At 69.7% G+C, this 17,662-nt stretch carries 17 protein-coding genes and 1 pseudogene; 10 read left to right on the top strand and 8 right to left on the bottom strand.

What is annotated here, in order from left to right; genetic code table 11:
• Positions 1-151: 151 nt before the first annotated feature.
• Both U5771_RS12730 and U5771_RS12725 read right to left on the bottom strand, forming a co-directional pair.
• Entirely contained in the window at positions 152-310 is a 159-nt protein-coding gene (locus U5771_RS12730) for a hypothetical protein (protein ID WP_322024304.1), read from the bottom strand.
• Between the two features lie 103 nt (positions 311-413).
• Positions 414-599 (bottom strand): hypothetical protein, encoded by a 186-nt coding sequence (locus tag U5771_RS12725; RefSeq protein WP_322024303.1) that lies wholly within the window; start codon positions 597-599, stop codon positions 414-416.
• A gap of 333 nt (positions 600-932) precedes the next feature.
• Between U5771_RS12725 and U5771_RS12720 the strand changes: the two genes are divergently transcribed.
• Together U5771_RS12720 and U5771_RS12715 are read left to right on the top strand one after the other, a co-directional pair.
• Positions 933-2,843 (top strand): DUF3857 and transglutaminase domain-containing protein, encoded by a 1,911-nt coding sequence (locus U5771_RS12720; protein WP_322024302.1) that lies wholly within the window; start codon positions 933-935, stop codon positions 2,841-2,843.
• 76 nt (positions 2,844-2,919) lie between these two features.
• On the top strand, positions 2,920-3,087 hold the full coding sequence (locus U5771_RS12715) for a hypothetical protein (RefSeq protein ID WP_322024301.1): 168 nt from the start codon (positions 2,920-2,922) through the stop codon (positions 3,085-3,087).
• Between the two features lie 96 nt (positions 3,088-3,183).
• Here the strand turns inward: U5771_RS12715 and U5771_RS12710 are convergent, their stop codons facing one another.
• Complete coding sequence (locus U5771_RS12710) at positions 3,184-4,218, bottom strand: AraC family transcriptional regulator (protein WP_322024300.1); 1,035 nt, start codon at positions 4,216-4,218, stop codon at positions 3,184-3,186.
• 70 nt (positions 4,219-4,288) lie between these two features.
• On the opposite strand from U5771_RS12710, the gene U5771_RS12705 reads away from it, so the two are divergent.
• A complete protein-coding gene (locus tag U5771_RS12705; RefSeq protein WP_322024299.1) occupies positions 4,289-5,500 on the top strand; it encodes an MFS transporter in 1,212 nt (403 codons plus the stop codon).
• 191 nt (positions 5,501-5,691) lie between these two features.
• Here the strand turns inward: U5771_RS12705 and U5771_RS12700 are convergent, their stop codons facing one another.
• Entirely contained in the window at positions 5,692-6,159 is a 468-nt protein-coding gene (locus tag U5771_RS12700; RefSeq protein WP_322024298.1) for a MarR family transcriptional regulator, read from the bottom strand.
• An 82-nt stretch (positions 6,160-6,241) separates the two neighbouring features.
• On the opposite strand from U5771_RS12700, the gene U5771_RS12695 reads away from it, so the two are divergent.
• Positions 6,242-6,610, top strand: coding sequence for a hypothetical protein (locus U5771_RS12695; RefSeq protein WP_322024297.1), 369 nt, complete (start codon positions 6,242-6,244; stop codon positions 6,608-6,610).
• A gap of 92 nt (positions 6,611-6,702) precedes the next feature.
• A complete protein-coding gene (locus U5771_RS12690; RefSeq protein WP_322024296.1) occupies positions 6,703-7,320 on the top strand; it encodes a glutathione S-transferase family protein in 618 nt (205 codons plus the stop codon).
• A gap of 64 nt (positions 7,321-7,384) precedes the next feature.
• Here the strand turns inward: U5771_RS12690 and U5771_RS12685 are convergent, their stop codons facing one another.
• Together U5771_RS12685 and U5771_RS12680 are read right to left on the bottom strand one after the other, a co-directional pair.
• The gene (locus U5771_RS12685) at positions 7,385-8,107 is read right to left on the bottom strand and encodes an HAD-IA family hydrolase (protein ID WP_322024295.1); all 723 of its coding nucleotides are present in this window, start codon (positions 8,105-8,107) and stop codon (positions 7,385-7,387) included.
• A gap of 29 nt (positions 8,108-8,136) precedes the next feature.
• Positions 8,137-8,535: pseudogene (locus U5771_RS12680) on the bottom strand (hypothetical protein); the annotation flags it as partial.
• Between the two features lie 330 nt (positions 8,536-8,865).
• On the opposite strand from U5771_RS12680, the gene U5771_RS12675 reads away from it, so the two are divergent.
• Genes U5771_RS12675 through U5771_RS12665 form a run of 3 tightly spaced genes read left to right on the top strand, consistent with a single transcriptional unit; the run spans position 8,866 to position 14,062 of the window.
• A complete protein-coding gene (locus U5771_RS12675) occupies positions 8,866-9,468 on the top strand; it encodes a DUF2760 domain-containing protein (RefSeq protein WP_322024294.1) in 603 nt (200 codons plus the stop codon).
• Positions 9,465-11,306, top strand: a complete 1,842-nt coding sequence (locus tag U5771_RS12670; RefSeq protein ID WP_322024293.1) for an Hsp70 family protein — start codon at positions 9,465-9,467, stop codon at positions 11,304-11,306. Before U5771_RS12675 ends, U5771_RS12670 begins: the two co-directional genes overlap by 4 nt.
• A gap of 5 nt (positions 11,307-11,311) precedes the next feature.
• Positions 11,312-14,062: an Hsp70 family protein gene (locus U5771_RS12665; protein WP_322024292.1), complete on the top strand. Its 2,751-nt coding sequence runs from the start codon at positions 11,312-11,314 to the stop codon at positions 14,060-14,062.
• A 147-nt stretch (positions 14,063-14,209) separates the two neighbouring features.
• Here U5771_RS12665 and ctlX read toward each other — a convergent pair whose 3' ends face one another.
• The gene (gene ctlX, locus U5771_RS12660; protein ID WP_322024291.1) at positions 14,210-15,211 is read right to left on the bottom strand and encodes a citrulline utilization hydrolase CtlX; all 1,002 of its coding nucleotides are present in this window, start codon (positions 15,209-15,211) and stop codon (positions 14,210-14,212) included.
• A 58-nt stretch (positions 15,212-15,269) separates the two neighbouring features.
• Entirely contained in the window at positions 15,270-16,349 is a 1,080-nt protein-coding gene (locus tag U5771_RS12655; protein ID WP_322024290.1) for an ornithine cyclodeaminase, read from the bottom strand.
• Positions 16,350-16,645: 296 nt separating this feature from the next.
• Here U5771_RS12655 and U5771_RS12650 point away from each other — a divergent pair, with 296 nt between their 5' ends.
• Together U5771_RS12650 and U5771_RS12645 are read left to right on the top strand one after the other, a co-directional pair.
• Positions 16,646-17,077, top strand: coding sequence for an Lrp/AsnC family transcriptional regulator (locus tag U5771_RS12650; RefSeq protein WP_044845386.1), 432 nt, complete (start codon positions 16,646-16,648; stop codon positions 17,075-17,077).
• 76 nt (positions 17,078-17,153) lie between these two features.
• On the top strand, positions 17,154-17,609 hold the full coding sequence (locus U5771_RS12645) for a hypothetical protein (RefSeq protein ID WP_322024289.1): 456 nt from the start codon (positions 17,154-17,156) through the stop codon (positions 17,607-17,609).
• Positions 17,610-17,662: the final 53 nt, after the last annotated feature.

Below are 17,662 nucleotides of genomic sequence, written 5' to 3'. Positions count from 1 at the left end.
CACGAACGGGGCCGCCACGTGATGTGGGATGGGTAGGCGCGCGACGCGCGCCGGTTGCCCGGGAACCGGACCTCCGCTGCAAGGCCGGCGGCCCGACGTCGCAAGACGCCGTACCGTCGGCCGATCTTGTTGCGCGGTGCGCGCTTTCCGCTTACGAATGGTGGTGCGTATGCGAGCGTGTCGAGCGCCGCGACGAGCGGTGCAGCAGCCGCTCGCGCGTGCTGTCGCGGCTGCGCCGTTCCGCGAAGAACAGCACCGCGAACACGAGGACCGCGAGCAGCAGGACGGTCGCGACGATAGCGTTTTCCATGTCGCCTCCGGCAGGTTGGGGCCGGTGCCGGTCGTTCCGACCCCGAGTCGCGAACGCGCACGTCGCGGCGGGAACGGGTGCACGAACGAGGGCCGGGCCACGGTTACGTCAGCATCGGCATCGCTTCGATCGGCGCGATCCCGCGCAGCGCGCCGATCGCGGTGCCGACCCGCTTCGGATGCCACCGCTCGCGATGCAGCGCGGTCGGTAGCGCACCGATCAGGATCACGCCCAGCAGTGCGAACGCGATCACGAAATGGCCGATTTCGAAATCGTTGTCGATCGGCATGAGGTCCCCTCCCCCATGTGGGCGGGTCGAATTCACCGGATCGCCGTGCGCTTCGGCGACGTCGCACGCATGCGTTACCTGTCTGAATTGTATGTCATGACTTGATATAAAACGCGTTTGCGCGGCGAGCGGGTCGCGCAAGTGCGGCAGCCTGCCTGCGCGGCACAGGCGGCGCCTCCTTGCCCGCTCGGTGCGGGGCGGCGCGGGCCGCTCCGCCGCGGCTTGACGCTCGCGGGCACGTCACCCACACTGGGCTGAACGACGGGGCGCGGCGCGTGCAAATGCGTGCCCGTTGCGTCCCGACATGAACACGAACGCGCGGAGAGCTTCGACGTGGTGCGTTTTCCGTTTCGATCGACGACCAGGCTGCCGGGTCGCGCCGCCGCGCTCGCGGTTGCCGTCACCGCGGCCGCGCTGGCATGCGTGCGTCCCGCGTTCGCCGACCCGAACGACGAAGCACCCGTCACGCTCGTCAGCGATGTCCATGTATTCGTGATCCAGCGCGACGGCTCGCTTGACGAGGACGACGATTCGACACTGCGCGCGAACGATGCGAACGGGATCGATGCGATCGCGCAGCGCTATGTGTGGTTCGACAAGAACCTGGAGAAGGTCGACCTGGTCGCGGCCGAGACGATCGATCGCGACGGCGTCGCGCATCCGGTCGGCCCCGACGGTATCCGCGACGTCCAGGAGCCGCGTTCGGCCGGCGCGCCGACCTTCCAGGACGGGCTGCTGCGCACCGTCGTGTTTCCCGGCGTCGAGGCCGGGTCGAACACGCGCATCGCATTCCGCAAGTCGCGCACGAAGCCGGTCAACGCCGGCTACTTCGGCTACTCCGTCGAACCGTCGCGCGAGCCGGTGGAGCACCAGCGGCTGATCTTCGACGTGCCGGCCGACCTGCCGCTGCATGCGGACGCGCGCGGCTACGTCGCGCTGCCGCCGGTGACCGCGAACGGCCGCACGCGCTACACGTTCGAATACCGGCACGGCCCGTACGACCGGATCGAGAGCGGCTCGGTCGGCTATCCGACCTACGGCGACCGGCTCGTGGTGTCCACGCTGCCCGACTATGCGGCGTTCGCCGCGCGCTACCGCAACGCGGCCGTCGACCCGAGCGCGAACGATCCGGCCGTTCTGCAACTCGCGCGCGCGCTCACTGCCGGCGCCGCCGATCCGCACGACAAGGCGCGCATCCTGTACGACTGGGTGCAGGCGAACGTGCGTTACGTCGCGCTCTTTCTCGGCGAGACGGCCGCTGCGCCGCATCGCGTGACGGACATCCTGCGCAACCGCTACGGCGACTGCAAGGACCACGTCGCGCTGTTCGGTGCGTTGCTCGCGGCGGTCGGCATCCGCAGCGAACCGGTGCTGATCGGTCTCGGCTCCGTGTACACGCTGCCGTCGGTGCCCGGTTACGGCGGCGGCGCGATCAATCACGCGATCACGTGGCTGCCCGATCTCGGCCTCTACGCGGACACCACGACGGCCGGCATCGCATTCGGCTACCTGCCGCCGGTCGTGATGGACCGGCCGGCGCTGCTCGTCGACACCGGCGTGCTGTCGCGCACGCCGGCCACGCAGCCGCGGGCTCGCACCGCGCGCGTGGAGATCGATGCCGCGCAACCGGGCGCCGCGCGGTTTCACGCGCGCATCGAGGACGAAGGCTGGACCGCGGAACTCGAACGCATGCTGTTTCGTCGCGCGGCGCCCGACCGCATCCGGCAGCTCGCGAACGAACGCCTCCGGCAGAGCGGGCTGCGCGGCCGCGCCCAGATCGCGACGAGCGATCGCCGCGCGACGGACGGGCCGTTCGACGTGACGTATGCCGGCACGCTCGATCACTTCGTGTGGCCGGACGGCACGACCGCCGTGCCCGCGCTGTCGAGCCTCACGGGCGGCATCGCGACGCAGGTCGAGGGCTGGCTGGCCGAGCCGGTGCGCACGCAGCCCTGGGCGTGCCTCGGCGGCACGTTCGACGAGACCGGCCAGATCGCGCTGCCGGCCGACGTCGCGGTGACCGACCTGCCGACCGATACGGCCGTGCACGACCGCTTCGTCGACTTCACGTCGCATTACGTCTTCGATGCGGCCGCGCACGTCGTGCAGGTCACGCGGCGAATGACGGCGGCGTTCGGCCGGCAGGTCTGTACGGCCGATGAATTCGCGGCGCTGCGCACGTCGCTCGAACGCATCGAACGCGACACGCAGGCGCAGATCGTCGTGCGGGCACGGCAACGTTGAACGTCGAGCGCGGCGGACGCGGCGCCCGGCGCGATCGCAAGCGCGGCCGAAGCCGGCCGACGCGCAGGAGAGGAACATGACGGAACGGGAATACGAGATCGCCGACCTGTCGAAGGAATTGCTCGGCCGGATCGTGCAGGGCGCGGTGATGAGCGGCGCGCCGGTGGATGCGCAACAGTGCGCGGCGCTGGCCGTGGAGTGTGCGACGGCGCTGATGGACGAGCTCGACGCGCGCAGCGGCTGAGCGGAATCGTCACGCGACGACGGATCGTGCGATGCCGGGGTGAGTCGGCAGGCGTTCGCCTCGCCCTGCGTTGTGTTGCGCGCGAAGCGTTACACGTCAAGCATCGGCGTGCGTATCGCCTTCCGCTCGCACCGCCCCCGGCGGCCGTCCGACCACGCGCTTGAACGCGCGGCTGAACGCCGCGAGCGACCCGTAGCCGAGCCGGTACGCAACCGCTTCGATCGTCTCGCCCTCGCGTGCGATCCACTGCGCGGCGAGCCGCATCCGCAGCTCGGTCAGGTAACGCACCGGCGTCATCCCGGTGGCCGCGAGAAAGCGCTCGGCGAATACCGAGCGCGATACGCCCGCTTCGGCGGCCAGTTCCGCGACGCTCCAGTTGCGCCCCGGATCGCGATGCAGCGCGACGATCGCGCGGCCGAGCTTCGGTTCGCGCAGCGCCTGCACCCAGCCCGTCGCGTCGCCGCATCCGCACTCGACCCAGCCGCGCACGATGAACGCGGCGACCACGTCCGCGAGCCGCGCGAGGATGCCCGCGAAGCCCGCGCGCTCGGCGCACGATTCGCGCTCCATCGCGTCGAGCATCGGGCGGATTTCAGGGTAGCGCGCGAGCAGCGTGCCGACGTGCATGAACTCCGGCATCGTCCCGACGAGCGGCTGCATCCCGCCGAGATCGAGCTCCATGCACGCGCTGAAGATCAGCGCATCGCCGGCGGCCGGCTCCATCGCGGCGCACGACGTCGCGCCCACCGACGCGACCGTGTCGCAGATCTTCGCGACCTCGAACCCGCCGATCTCCCGACACGTTGCGTCCGGATCGGACACCAGCGCATGCGTGCGGCCGTGCGGCAGCAGGATCGCGTCGCCGGCCTCGAGCCGCACCGTCGTGCCGTCCGCGTCGCGCAGCAGCACGGGCCCGCGTCCGACGAAATGGAACTGCGCGCGGCCCGGTGCATGGCCGAAGCTCAGCCCGAACGGCCGCGGCACCTGGATCCGGCGGTACTGCACGCCGCTCAGGCGCATGCCCAGCAGCAGCTCGCTGACGAGGTCGTGTACGTCGGGCACGGGGGGAAGCAGGGGCTCGGACATGGCGAGATTCGGACGATCGATCAACAAGAACGGATTGTATGTCATAGACCGTCCTGTCGCGGGTCCTTACGATACGCCGTCATCAGTACTTTCCCTAGACCACTCGGAACGACGCATGAATCCCGGAATCTCCTCTGCCGCCACCACGGCGGCCCCCCGTGAACCGGCCTGGGGCGCGGTATTCGCGATGACGCTCGGCGTGTTCGGCCTCGTCACCGCCGAATTCCTGCCCGCGAGCCTGCTCACGCCGATGGCCGACAGCCTCGGCGTGACCGAGGGCGTGGCCGGCCAGGCCGTCACGGCCACCGCGACGGTCGCGCTCGTCACGAGCCTGTTGATCTCGGCGCTGACGCGCACGATCGACCGGCGGCGCGTGCTGCTCGCGTTCTCGGTGCTGCTCGTCGCGTCCAATCTCGCGGTCGCGTTCGCGCCCAACCTGACGACGCTGCTGATCGGCCGCGTCGTGCTCGGCGTCGCGCTCGGCGGCTTCTGGACGATGGCGACCGCCACCGCGATGCGGCTCGTGCCGACCGCGATGGTGCCGCGCGCGCTGTCGATCATCTTCAGCGGCGTGGCGGTCGCGACGATCGCGTCCGCGCCGATGGGCAGCTATTTCGGGCACCTGATCGGCTGGCGCAACGTGTTCCTGATCGCGGCAGCGCTCGGCGGCGTGTCGTTCCTGTCGCAGGTCATGACGCTGCCGTCGATGCCGCCGAGCGGCACGACGCGGCTGCGCACGCTCGTCGACGTGCTGCGCCGGCCGACCGTCGGCCTCGGGATGTTCGCGACGATCCTCGTGTTCACCGGGCATTTCGCGTTCTTCACGTATCTGCGGCCGTTCCTCGAACAGGTTGCCGGCGTCGGCGTGAACGGGCTGTCGGCGATCCTGCTCGGCTACGGGATCGCGAACTTCGTCGGCACGTCGCTCGCGGGCCGCGTGCTCGAGCACCGGCTGCGGCCGATGCTGATCGGGATGCCCGCGCTGATGGTCGTGCTCGGCGTCGCGCTCGTCGCGCTCGGCCGCGCGCCGATGATCGACGCGGTGCTCGTCGCGTTGTGGGGGATGGCGTTCGGCGGCGTGCCGGTCGCCTGGTCGACGTGGGTCACGCGCACCGTGCCCGATGAAGCCGAGAGCGCGGGCGGGCTGATCGTCGCGGCGATCCAGCTCGCGATCGCGACGGGCGCGGCGGCAGGCGGCGTCGTGTTCGACGCGAACGGCGCGGGCGGCGTGTTCCTGGGGGCGGCCGTGGTGCTGGCCGTCGCGGTCGCGACGATCGTGACCGGCGTGCCGAAGCGGGTGGGCGTGGTGCCGGCGCTGGCGGAGTGATGCGGGGAAGGTCGATCGACACGATGCGGATCGACGAACCGGAAACCTGCGCGCTGCGGCTCGCGACCGTCATCGACGGCGCGCCCGGCAGCGGGCAGGCGCTGCATGCGCACGGGCCCGTGCGCTTCCTGCACGAAGCGCAGCTGCCGATGCCGAAGCAGGGCCGGCAGCGAATTGCCGGGCGCGCCGCTTCAGCCGCGCGTGGCCGGATCTTCCGACAGCGCGCGCAACTGGCCGCGCAACACATCGACTTCTCCCGCCGCGAACGGCCGTTCGATCTCGGCATGCGTTTGCTGCCAGAGCGGGAACGCTTCGGCGAGCAGCTGATGGCCGGCCGGCGTGAGTTCGAGCAGCCGGCTGCGCTTGTCGTCCGGATCCGGCGTGATCGTGAGCAGCCCGCGCCGCTCGAGCGGCTTGAGCGCGGCGGTCAGCGTGGTGCGGTCCATCGCGAGCAGCGACGCGACCGATTTCATCGCGGCCGGCTGCGGCCGGTTCAGCGACATCAATAGCGAGAACTGGCCGTTGGTGAGATCCAGCGGACGCAGCACATCGTCGAAGATGCGCGCGAGATTACGCGCCGCGCGCTGCATGTGCAGGCACAGGCAACAATCGCGCACCATCAGCGTCGTTTCGAAAGGAAGCTTTTCTTTGCGTGCCATGTTGCAATTGTGTTGATATCAACCTATCGTGTCAAGGGCGAGGCGCGGCAACCCGCCGTGCCCGCCATCGGACGGAGGAAGCATGAGTGCTCAACAGCAGTTGTATCTCGCGGTGTTCCTCGGCAGCAAGGATAGCCCGGGCATGAAGGCGTGGCTGGCGCTACCGGAGGACGAGCGGCGCACGCGGGAGCGGGAAGGGATCGCCGCGTGGCATGCGTGGGTCGAGCGGCATCGCGACGCGATCGTCGAGCTCGGCGGGCCGCTCGGCAAGACCAAGACCATCGGCAAGGGCGGCGTGACGGATACCGCCAATGCGATGAGCGGCTTCACCGTCGTGCGCGCCGCATCGCACGACGCGGCCGCCGCGCTGTTCGAAGGGCATCCGCATTTCACGCTGTTCCCGGGCGACGCGATCGACGTGATGCCGGTGCTCGCGGTGCCCGGCATGTGATCGGCGACAGGCGCTGCGCGCGGTCGTCGCGGCCGTTGGGCCGTCGCCTGCGCGCGGAGATTTTTCCCGACATTATCGATGGAGACATTGCGATGAAGCTTTACGGATTCGCCGGCACGCGCTCGCAACGCGCGCTCTGGGGGCTCAAGGAACTGGACGCGGATTTCGAGTTCGTGTCGGTCAACCTGCTCGAGGGCGAGCACAAGCGGCCCGAATTCCTGCACCTGAATCCGGCCGGCAAGGTGCCCGTGCTGGTGGACGGCGACCTCGTGATTCCCGAGTCGGCCGCGATCGTGCTGTATCTCGCGGACAAGTACCCGGAGAAGGCGCTGCTGCCCGCCGATCCGGCGCTGCGCGCGCAGGCCTATCGATGGGTCATGTTCGCGGTGACGGAGCTTGAACAGCCGCTGTGGCGGATTACGCGCCATTCGTTCATCTATCCGCCGGAAAAGCGCTCGCCGGCCGATATCGAGCTGGCCCGTGAGGATTTCGCGACGATGGCCGCGATCCTCGACAAGCATCTCGAAGGTCGCGAATTCATCGTCGGCGACACGTTGACGGTGGCGGATTGCGTGACGGTCTACCTGATCGACTGGGCGAGCGAATGCCACCTGATCGAACCGTTCCCGCAATTGCGCGCGTATCTCGAGCGGCTTTATGCGCGGCCGAAGGCGCCGCAACGGATCGCGGACGCGCGCAAGGCGGCGTGACGCGGTGGTCGGTCGTGCCGACGGGCGCGATCGACCACGACCGCGCGGTCTCGCGGGCCTGCGGTCACGCCCCGTCGCCAGGCCCGCCCAGCGCGCGACACAGCATGGACAAGTCGCGAACGGTCAGATGCGGGGACGGGGCACGATGCGCAGCGTGCTCCGCTTCCGTCCCTTCGCGGCGCACGACCCACGCCGCCTGCAGCCCCGCATTCAACGCGCCGACGATATCGAGGTGAAAGTCGTCGCCGACGTGCAGCAGTTCCGCCGCAGGCACGCCGAGCGTCGCGGCGGCCGCGTGGAAGATTTCCGGCTCGGGTTTTGCGAAACCGAACGCCCGCGCGCTGAGCGTTTCGCGGAAGAACTCGCCGCCGCCGGTCAGCCGAAGGTCCGCATTGCCGTTCGTCACGGCGATCAGCGGAAACCGCGCACTCAACCACGCGAGCGCCGGCAATGCATCGTCGAAGAACTCGACCTGGTTCCGCGCGGAATAAAACACGTCGTATGCGCGGTCGGTCAGTGTGATGTCCTCGTTCGCGCGTTCGAGCGCAAGCCGGATCGATCCGATGCGCAACGCGCGATAGTCGCTGACGAGATCCGGCCGCGCATGTTCGTATTCGTCGCGCAGTTGAGCGAGGGTCTGCGACGCAGGCAGCACGCTCGCGGTATTGGGCGCGTGCGCGATCAGCCACGCATGCAGCGACGCCTCGGCCCGTTCGACGGAAGGTCCGAACGGCCACAGTGTGTCGTCGAGATCGAACGAGATGGCGGAAACTTTGGAGAGACGCATGGCGAGGGAAGATATCACGCCGTTGCCGTTCACCACGGCCACGGGATCGAGCGTCCCGCACCGTTCTCGACTGCCTGCCGATACAGGAAGCGCGCAACGGTCAGGTCCTGCAGCGCGAGCCCCGTCATGTCGAACACGGTGATCTCGCCGGGCGAGCGATCGACCGACACGCTCCCGGCGAGCACGTCGCCGATTTCGGTACGCGGCAGATCGGGCGCCCATTGGCATTCGCCGATGCTGCGCGCCTGCTCGTGATCGTCCACGAAAATTCGCGCGCGCTCGAGCACGCCTTCCGGAAGCTCGCGCTTGCCTGCCGTGTCCGCGCCGACGTCGATCAGCAGGTCGTCGTCCGGCGGAATCCCCGAGCGGTGGCCGTCGACGTCGACCTCGATCCAGACTTCGAAGCGCTCGCCGTGCGCGCGCCCGAATTAGCGCGATTTCAGGGTGAAGCCGATGCGTCGCCGCAAGCCGTGCTGACGCGCCGCAACATCGCGGCCGACACCCGACCGACACCCGGCCGACACCCGATAGCCGGCAGTCCGATGCAATCCGGCGCCGCGCGAAACCCACGCGCCGTTGCGTTCTGTCCCCCAACTTCTGCCCGGTTCGCCCGCCACAGGGCAAAATACGGGTTTTCCGCACCCGAGAGGGCGCGTCCGAATCACGCGCCGGGCGGCGGCAGTGCGCAATCGCACGCCGCCGCCGGGCGCCCAGGCAAGCTGCTCGCCGTGTCGCGAGCCCACAGGAGTCCAGACCCCATGCCCGAATCCAACCTGTCCTTCTTCGGCCGGCTGTCGCTGGCCGTCGGCACGTTCTTTTCCGTGATCGGCAACCGCGAGTTCGCGGCCGGCGTGCTGCGCGTGCGCGACGGCGCCCCGGTAACGGCGCCGGTCGCACCCGCTCCGGCCCCGGTTGCGCCGGCCCCCGCCGCGGCCCCGGCGCCCGCGCCCGTGAAGGCGCCGGCCCCCGAGCTGCGCGAAGCGAGCCCGCAAGCCGCGCTGCAACTGCTCGGCCTGCTGCAGCGCGATGCGCGCTTCATCGATTTCGTCGAGGAAGACATCGCCGGCTACGCGGATGCCGACATCGGCGCCGCCGCGCGCCTCGTGCACGACGGCTGCCGCGCGGCGCTGCGCGAGCACTTCACGATCGTGCCGGTGCGCGATGAAGCCGAGGGCAGCCGCGTGACGCTGCCGGCCGGCTTCGACGCGACGGCCGTGCGCGTGACGGGCAACGTGGTCGGCGCCGCGCCGTTCACGGGCACGGTCAGCCATCGCGGCTGGCGCGTGGCCGACGTGCGCCTGCCGAAACTGACGGGCAGCCACGACGCCTCGGTGGTCGCACCGGCGGAGGTGGAACTGTGAGCGATCCGCGCTATTCGATCGGTATCGACCTCGGTACGACCCACTGCGCGCTGTCGTACGTCGACAGCGCCGCGAGCGACGGCGAAAAGATCACGCAGCAGGTGCTGCCGATCGCGCAGCTGACCGCGCCCGGCGCGCTGGAGTCGCGCGACCTGCTGCCGTCGTTCCTCTATCTTCCGCATGAAAGCGAGCTGACGCAGGGCGACCTGACGCTGCCGTGGACGGCCTCGCGCGGCTTCGCGGTCGGCGAAATGGCGCGCACCCGCGGCGCGGGCACGCCGATCCGCCTCGTGTCGAGCGCGAAGAGCTGGCTGTGCCACCCGGGTGTCGATCGCCGCGCGGCGATCCTGCCGAGCGATGCGCCGCCCGAGGTGGCGCGCGTGTCGCCGCTGGAAAGCTCGATCCGCTACCTGACGCACCTGCGCGAAGCGTGGGATCACGCGCATCCCGATGCGCCGTTCGCCGACCAGGACGTGACGGTCACGATCCCCGCGTCGTTCGACCCGGCCGCGCGCGAACTGACGGCGGAAGCCGCGCGTGCCGCCGGCTACTCGCGCATGACGCTGCTCGAGGAGCCGCAGGCGGCGCTCTACAGCTGGATCCAGAAGAGCGAAGGCGGCTGGCGCAAGCAGGTGCGGGTCGGCGACCTGATCCTGTGCGTGGACGTCGGCGGCGGCACGACCGACCTGTCGCTGATCGCGGTGGTCGAGCGCGACGGCAATCTCGAACTGCATCGCGTGGCGGTCGGCGAGCACATCCTGCTCGGCGGCGACAACATGGACCTCGCGCTCGCGCACGTGGTCGCGCGCAAGCTCGCGCAGCAGGGCACGCAGGCCGACCCGTGGCAACTGCGCGCGCTGACCTACGCGTGCCGCGCGGCGAAGGAAACGCTGCTGTCCGACCCGACGACCGACGCGGTGCCGCTCGTCGTGCCGAGCCGCGGCTCGAAGCTGATCGGCGGCTCGATCCGCACCGAACTGACGCGTGCGGAACTCACGCAGACGATCCTCGAAGGTTTCTTCCCCCAAGTCGACGCGGCGGCGCGTCCGGTGAGCCGCGCGCGCGTCGGCCTGACGCAGCTCGGCCTGCCGTATGCGCAGGACGCGGGCATCACGCGCCACCTCGCGGCGTTCCTCGGCCGCCAGGTTGCGGCGCTCGACGTGCTCGACGGCGTGCAGCGCACGCTGCCGCAGGGCGCGACGTTCCTGCATCCGACCGCCGTGCTGTTCAACGGCGGCGTGTTCAAGTCGACGCTGCTCACGCAGCGCGTGCTCGATACGCTCAACAGCTGGCTCGCCGCTGAAGGCGCGCCGGCCGCGCGCCTGCTCGAAGGCGCGGACCTCGATCTCGCGGTCGCGCGCGGCGCGGCGTACTACGGCTTCGTGAAGCGCGGCCGCGGCGTGCGCATTCGCGGCGGCACGGCGCGTGCGTACTACGTCGCGATCGAGTCGGCGATGCCCGCGGTGCCGGGGCTGGAGCCGCCGGTGCAGGCGCTGTGCGTCGCGCCGTTCGGGATGGAGGAAGGCTCGGATGCGGCGCTGCCGCCGCAGGAGTTCGGCCTCGTCGTCGGCGAGCCGGTGCAGTTCCGCTTCTTCGGATCGTCGGTGCGCCGCCAGGATCAGGTCGGCACGCTGCTCGACTACTGGTCGCCGGAAGAGCTGCAGGAGCTCGAGGAAATCCAGGCCACGCTGCCCGCCGAAGGGCGCACGGTCGGCGAGGTCGTGCCGGTGAAACTGCATGCGCGCGTGACCGAAGCCGGCACGCTCGAACTCGAGGCAATCCCGAGCGGCACGAACGAGCGCTGGAAGGTCGAGTTCGACGTGCGCGGCGCCGCCTGAGCGCGATGAAGCGCTATACGGTCGGCATCGACCTCGGCACGAGCAACACGGTCGTCGCATACGTCGAGGCCGGCTCCGACGCGATCCGCGTGTTCGACGTCGAGCAGCTGGTCGGCCCCGGCGCGGTGGCCGCGCAGCCGCTGCTGCCGTCGGTGCGCTATCACCCGGCGGCGGGCGAACTGCCGCCGGACGCGCTGCGGCTGCCGTGGGCGCCTGATTCGAAGGCCGGCGCGGCCGCAGCCGCTGCGCCGCCGGCCGTGATCGGCCGTTATGCGCGCACGCTCGGTGCGCAGGTGCCGGGGCGGCTCGTCACCAGCGCGAAGAGCTGGCTGTCGCACGCATCGGTCGACCGGCTCGCGGCGATCCTGCCGTGGGGCGCGGCCGACGGCGTCGACAAGGTGTCGCCGGTCGACGCGAGCGCGAGCTATCTCGCGCACGTGCGGGCCGCGTGGGATGCACGCTTTCCCGACGCGCCGCTCGCGAAGCAGGACGTCATCCTGACGGTGCCGGCATCGTTCGACGACGGCGCGCGCGCGTTGACGGTCGAGGCCGCCAGGCGCGCGAAACTGCCGGCGCTGCGCTTGCTGGAAGAACCGCAGGCCGCGTTCTACGACTGGTTGTACGGCCAGCGCGCGACCTTGCGCGACACGTTTGCCGTGGCGCGGCGCGTGCTGATCTGCGACGTCGGCGGCGGCACGACCGATCTCACGCTCGTCGACGTCGTGCCGGGCGACGATGGCGAACCGGCCTTCACGCGCGTCGGCGTCGGCAATCACCTGATGCTCGGCGGCGACAACATGGACCTCGCGCTCGCGCGCCTGGTCGAGACGCGGCTGACCGAGCCCGGCACGCGGCTGTCGGCCGCGAGCCTGTCGCAGCTCGTCGAACGCTGCCGCGCGGCGAAGGAGCGGCTGCTCGGCGACGACGCGCCGGCGTCCGTCACCGTGACGCTGCTCGGTGCGGGCAGCAAGCTCGTCGGCGGCGCGCGCTCGGCCGAGCTGACGCGGCAGGAAGTCGAGCAGATCGTCGTCGACGGTTTCTTTCCGCAGGTCGAGGCCGGCGAACTGCCGCGCCGTGCGCGGGCCGCGATCGTCGAATTCGGCTTGCCGTATGCGAGCGACCCGGCCGTCACGCGCCACGTCGCGGCGTTCCTGAATCGTCATGCGGAAGGCCCGCTGCCCGACACGCTGCTGCTCAACGGCGGCGTGTTCCGCGCGGGCGCGCTCGCCGGTCGTCTCGCGCAGACGCTCGGCGCGTGGCGCGGCGCGCCGCTGGACGTCCTGCACAACGCGCATCCGGACGTCGCGGTCGCGCGCGGCGCGGTGGCCTACGGGCTTGCGCGGGCGGGGCATGCGCCGCGCATCGGCGGCGGCTCCGCGCGCAGCTATTTCCTCGTGCTGGACGATGGTGACGGCGACGCGGCCCCGCGCGGCGTCTGCCTGCTGCCGCGCGGTTCGGAAGAAGGCCGCGAGATCCGGCTCGAAGCGCGCACGTTCGCGCTGCAGCTCGGGCAGCCGGTGCGCTTCCACCTCGTGTCGACGGTGGCCGAGACCGCGTACCGGCCCGGCGATCTCGTCGAACTGGACGGCGGCGATTTCGTGCGGCTGCCGCCGATCGCGACGGTCGTCGCCGGCCAGGCCGGCGGCGACGCGCGCGAAACGCCGGTGAAACTCACCGCGTCGCTGACCGAGGTCGGCACGCTCGAAATGCACTGCATCGCGACCGACGATGCATCGCGCCGCTGGCGGCTCGAATTCCAGTTGCGCGGCGACGCGCCCGTGCAGGGCGACGATGCGGCGCCCGCGCGCCATCCGCGTCTCGATCACGCGCTCGAGCTGATCGACCGCTCGTTCGGCAGCAAGGCCGCGGACGTCATGCCGAAGGACACACGACGGTTGCGCGCGCAACTTGAACAGGTGCTCGGCCCGCGCGACGAGTGGGACGTCGCGCTCGCGCGCGAACTGTTCGACGCGTTGCTCGCGCGGGCACGCCGTCGCCGGCGCTCTGCCGATCACGAACGCGCATGGCTGAACCTCGCCGGCTACTGCTTGCGCCCGGGCTTCGGCCATCCGCTCGATGTGTGGCGCATCGAGCAGGTGTGGCCGCTGTTCGACGACGGAATTCAGTATGTGAACGACGCGCAGGTGTGGTCCGAGTGGTGGACGCTGTGGCGGCGCGTGGCCGGCGGCCTCGACGACGACGCGCAGACGCAGGTGCGCGACGCGATCGCGTTTCTCGAGCCGTCCGACGACAAGCGCCGCAAGCTGCCGTTCGACCCGGCCAAGGTCGGCCCGGCCGACATGACGCGCTTGTCCGCGTCGCTCGAACGATTGCCGGTCGAGCGCAAGGTGGAGCTGGCCGAGCGTTTGATCGTGCAATTGCAGAAGCCGGCCGAGCGCACGCTGTGTGCGTGGGCGCTCGGACGAATCGGTGCGCGGCGGCCGTTCTACGGCAGCGCGCACAGTGTCGTGCCGGCCGCGATCGCGAACCGCTGGCTCGACGCGCTGTTCGCGCTGGACTGGAAGCAGGTCGAACCGGCGGCATTCGCGGTCGCGCAAATCGCGCGGATGACGGGCGACCGCGAACGCGATTTGCCGGATGAAACACGTGAGGCGGTGATCAGGCGTCTCGCTTCCGCGAATGTGTCGGCTGTGTGGATCGACATGGTGCGCGAGGCGATTGCGTTCGACGAAGCCGATACGGCACGCGTATTCGGCGAAACGCTGCCGGCCGGGTTGAAGCTGCTGGCGGGGTGAGCGGTGCGATGCGCTCCGGGTTCGTTCGGATGCCGGAGTATTCCGCAGCATTGCCGATGCGAGCCGACGATTGCCGATTCCACATCCTCCGGACAAAAAAGCGGCTGCCGTTGCATCGGCAGCCGTTTGCGTTTGCGGGCTTGCCGGTCAGATCTGCGGCGTCGCCTTGCGTGACGATGCGGCCGATTCCACGGCGATCGCCTCCGGCACGGTTGCGCGCCGCGCGAGATGAATCCCCGCGAGCATGCAGCGCACCGAGCCGCCGGCCAGTTCGATCGTCGGCACGTCGAGCGGCAGCAGCCGCGCGGAGCGTTCGATCGTCGCGCGCTGGTCGCCGGTGAGGCTGTCGAACGCGCGCCGCGACAGCGCGAGCACGCGCCCGTCCCGGCCCGACAATTCCAGCGTATTGCCCGCGAAATTCGCGATCTGCGCGTGATCGAGCGCGATCACCGTGCGCCCCGTTTCGGTCAGGCGTTGCGCGATCTCGTCACGACGCCTGCGGTCGGCGATCAGGTCGAGGCCGACCATCGCGAACTCGGTGGCGACGCTCATCATCACGTTCGTGTGATAGATCGGGTTTCCGTTCGCGTCGGCCGTGTCGAAGCAGATCGGCTCGAAGTTGAAGTTCGTGCAGAAGCGCTCGAGCGCGACCGGGTCGGCGCGGCGCGAACGCGCGGTGTACGCGATCCGCGCGACGTGGTCGAGCACCATCGCGCCGGTGCCTTCCAGGAATACATCGTCGTATTCGAGCCCCGAGTAGTCGATCACGTCCTGCACGCGGTACTCGGCCTTCAGCATTTCGATGACGTCCGCGCGCCGCTCGCGGCGGCGGTTCGCGCTATGCATCGGAAACAGCGCGATGTGCCCGCCCGGATGCGTCGAGAACCAGTTGTTCGGGAACACGGAGTCGGGCGTGTCGCGCTCGCCGTGGTCGTCGAACACGTGCACGCGCACGCCGGCGTCGGCGAGCGTTTGCGCGGCGGCCGTGACTTCGTCGCGCGCGGCGGCCGACACCGACAGCGTGTCGTTCGCGCCGTCGGCGGCCGTGCGCTGGAAGGCGTTGTCGGCCGCGGTCTGCGGGTTCGGCAGGAAGCGGTGCGGCCGGATCATCACGACGGCGGCCGGCGCCTGGATCGATACGAGATTCATGAACGGTAGAGGCGAGAGACGGGGAGGCGGGCGGCGCGCACGCCGCCCGGGATGACGATCAGCGTGCGAACGCGGCGACGGCGTCGGTCACGAACGCCGCGTGACCCTGCGCGATCGCTGCCGGATCGTCGATCAGCGCGAACAGGTTCTTCGGATCGACGGCCGGCGGAATCAGCGCGATCTCGACGCCCGCGTTGTGCTGCTGCGCGAGCGCGTACAGGTAGCGCAGCGCCGAGTAGTCCTCGAGCGCGAAGCCGACCGAGTCGAACACCGTGACTTCGTCCGCGCGTTCGCGGCCGGTCGTCTCGCCCTGCAGCACGCGCCACAGTTCGGTCACCGGGAAGTCGGCCGGCATCTGCTGGATCTCGCCCTCGATGCGCGACTGCGGCTCGAATTCGACGAACACGCGGCCCGCCTGCAGCACGCCCGCTTCGAGCTCGGTCTTGCCCGGGCAGTCGCCGCCGACCGCGTTCAGGTGCATGCCGGGCTCGATCATGTCGGCCGTGACGATCGTCGCGTACGCCTTGTCGGCGGTGACGGTCGTCACGATGTCGGCGCCGCGCACGGCGTCGGCGGTCGACGCGGCGCGCACGACGCGCAATTCAGGGTAAGCGGCGAGGTTCTTCACGAGCTTGTCGGTGGCTTGTCGGTCGACGTCGAACACGCGGATCTCCTCGATGCCGAGCAGCGTGTGGAACGCGATCGCCTGGAATTCGCTCTGCGCGCCGTTGCCGATCAGCGCCATCGTGCGCGAGTCGGGTCGGGCGAGCGCCTGCGCGGCCAGCACCGACGTGGCGGCGGTGCGCAGCGCGGTGGTCAGCGTGAGTTCGGCGAGCAGCAGCGGGTAGCCGGTGTCGACTTCGGCGAGCGCGCCGAACGCCATCACGGTGTGCATCCCGCGCGCGGCGTTGACGGGGTGGCCGTTCACGTACTTGAACGCGAACAGCGACGCGTTGGCGACGGGCATCAGCTCGATCACGCCGTCGCGCGAGTGGCAGGCGACGCGCGGCGACTTGTCGAAGTCGGCCCAGTGCAGGTAATCGGCGCGCAGCGTGTCGACGAGTTCACGCAGGAACGGCGTGACGCCGGTCTTGGCGATCAGTCGGGCGGTGGCGGGAACGTCGAGGAAGCGGGTCATCGGTCTGTCTCCAAATTTTTGCCGGTACGGGTGTCCAGGCGTTCTGGTCGACCGGGGCGGGCGCGTCGGCCCGGGCCCCGGCTCCATCAAAAGCAGCGTCGCGGCGTGTGCGGCCGGTCGATGGAGTCATTATTTCCGTGAGTCGAGCCAACAAAAAGACGGCAAAAGTGGCAGATTTATCGATAGACTTTACAAATTGCTGGCCGGATACGGCAATGTGCGCAATTCATGCTGGTCGAAATGCACGCCGTCGGGCACGCTGGCGGCCGGCTCACGTTCAACAGGAAGGTCCGTTCATGATTACGCTCGACGACGTCGACCGGCAGCTCATCGCGCTGCTGCGCGACAATGCGCGGATGCCCGTCGTCGCCCTCGCGAAGGCATTGCGCGTCGCGCGCGCGACCGTGCAGAACCGGCTGACGCGGCTGGAGAAAAACGGCGTGATCGTCGGCTATACGGTGCGGCTCAAGCCGGCGGCGGAACGCCACCGGATCCGCGCGCTGATGTCGATCGCGGTGCAGGGCAATCGCGGCGCGGAAGTGGTGAAGGTGCTGCGCGGGCATCCGAACGTCGCGTCGATTCACAGTACCAACGGGCGCTGGGATCTGGTCGCCGAGCTGCACGCCGATTCGCTCGAGCATTTCGATCGCGTGCTCGGCGCGATCCGGTTGATCGACGGGATCGCGAATACGGAAACGAGCATTTTGTTGTCGACGCACAAGGCGTAGCGAAAGGCACGAGGCGCGCTGCAACTCAGGGTAGATTGCGCTCTCCGGACAACGCACACCACGAGGGCGCCGCACCATGTTGACCTGTTCCATTCAGGAAGTCGGCTACGGCTTCGAACAACTGGATTCGCAAGGCGCGACGGACTACCCGTCGTTCATGCGGGCATTCGATACCTTTCCGTGGGTCGCGCAGCATGCCGAATGGAACGAATTGCAGGACGGCCCGCTACCCGCGCTCGTGCTATGGCATGCCGGCGACCAGCGCGAATTGTGGATCAGTGCGTTGAGCGACGCGCATTCGGACGGCTTCCAGTTGAATGCCGTTTCCATGCGCATGAAGAAGGGGCTGTTCGGCATCGGCAGCGGAAAGCTGGCGCAAGACGTCGAGACGATCGATGTCAGGAAACGCGCCGACGTCGACACGTTGTGCCGGTTGTTCTGCGACCGCCAGTATGACGAGCTGGACCGGCTGGTGGCGCGACATGCGGCGCGCAATGCCGATGGCGACCGCGATCGCGACAGCGACGACTGAGCATCTGCCGGTCGGAGGCGTTCGATTCGCCGTATGCGGGATTGTCCGGTTGC

It is taken from the genome of Burkholderia sp. BCC1977, assembly GCF_905339595.1.
Lineage (GTDB): Bacteria > Pseudomonadota > Gammaproteobacteria > Burkholderiales > Burkholderiaceae > Burkholderia.
Note: the sequence above shows the minus strand (reverse complement) of the source record. Positions and strands in the feature narration are given on the sequence as shown.

Bases quoted from the DNA above. Each gene is read 5' to 3' on its own strand.
- U5771_RS12695 (WP_322024297.1), top strand. From the start codon at position 6,242: ATGAGTGCTCAACAGCAGTTGTATCTCGCGGTGTTCCTCGGCAGCAAG.
- U5771_RS12700 (WP_322024298.1), bottom strand. From the start codon at position 6,159: ATGGCACGCAAAGAAAAGCTTCCTTTCGAAACGACGCTGATGGTGCGC.
- U5771_RS12665 (WP_322024292.1), top strand. From the start codon at position 11,312: ATGAAGCGCTATACGGTCGGCATCGACCTCGGCACGAGCAACACGGTC.
- U5771_RS12710 (WP_322024300.1), bottom strand. From the start codon at position 4,218: ATGACATACAATCCGTTCTTGTTGATCGATCGTCCGAATCTCGCCATG.
- U5771_RS12685 (WP_322024295.1), bottom strand. From the start codon at position 8,107: ATGCGTCTCTCCAAAGTTTCCGCCATCTCGTTCGATCTCGACGACACA.
- U5771_RS12655 (WP_322024290.1), bottom strand. From the start codon at position 16,349: ATGACCCGCTTCCTCGACGTTCCCGCCACCGCCCGACTGATCGCCAAG.
- U5771_RS12725 (WP_322024303.1), bottom strand. From the start codon at position 599: ATGCCGATCGACAACGATTTCGAAATCGGCCATTTCGTGATCGCGTTC.
- U5771_RS12715 (WP_322024301.1), top strand. From the start codon at position 2,920: ATGACGGAACGGGAATACGAGATCGCCGACCTGTCGAAGGAATTGCTC.
- ctlX (WP_322024291.1), bottom strand. From the start codon at position 15,211: ATGAATCTCGTATCGATCCAGGCGCCGGCCGCCGTCGTGATGATCCGG.
- U5771_RS12730 (WP_322024304.1), bottom strand. From the start codon at position 310: ATGGAAAACGCTATCGTCGCGACCGTCCTGCTGCTCGCGGTCCTCGTG.
- U5771_RS12650 (WP_044845386.1), top strand. From the start codon at position 16,646: ATGATTACGCTCGACGACGTCGACCGGCAGCTCATCGCGCTGCTGCGC.
- U5771_RS12690 (WP_322024296.1), top strand. From the start codon at position 6,703: ATGAAGCTTTACGGATTCGCCGGCACGCGCTCGCAACGCGCGCTCTGG.
- U5771_RS12645 (WP_322024289.1), top strand. From the start codon at position 17,154: ATGTTGACCTGTTCCATTCAGGAAGTCGGCTACGGCTTCGAACAACTG.
- U5771_RS12675 (WP_322024294.1), top strand. From the start codon at position 8,866: ATGCCCGAATCCAACCTGTCCTTCTTCGGCCGGCTGTCGCTGGCCGTC.
- U5771_RS12705 (WP_322024299.1), top strand. From the start codon at position 4,289: ATGAATCCCGGAATCTCCTCTGCCGCCACCACGGCGGCCCCCCGTGAA.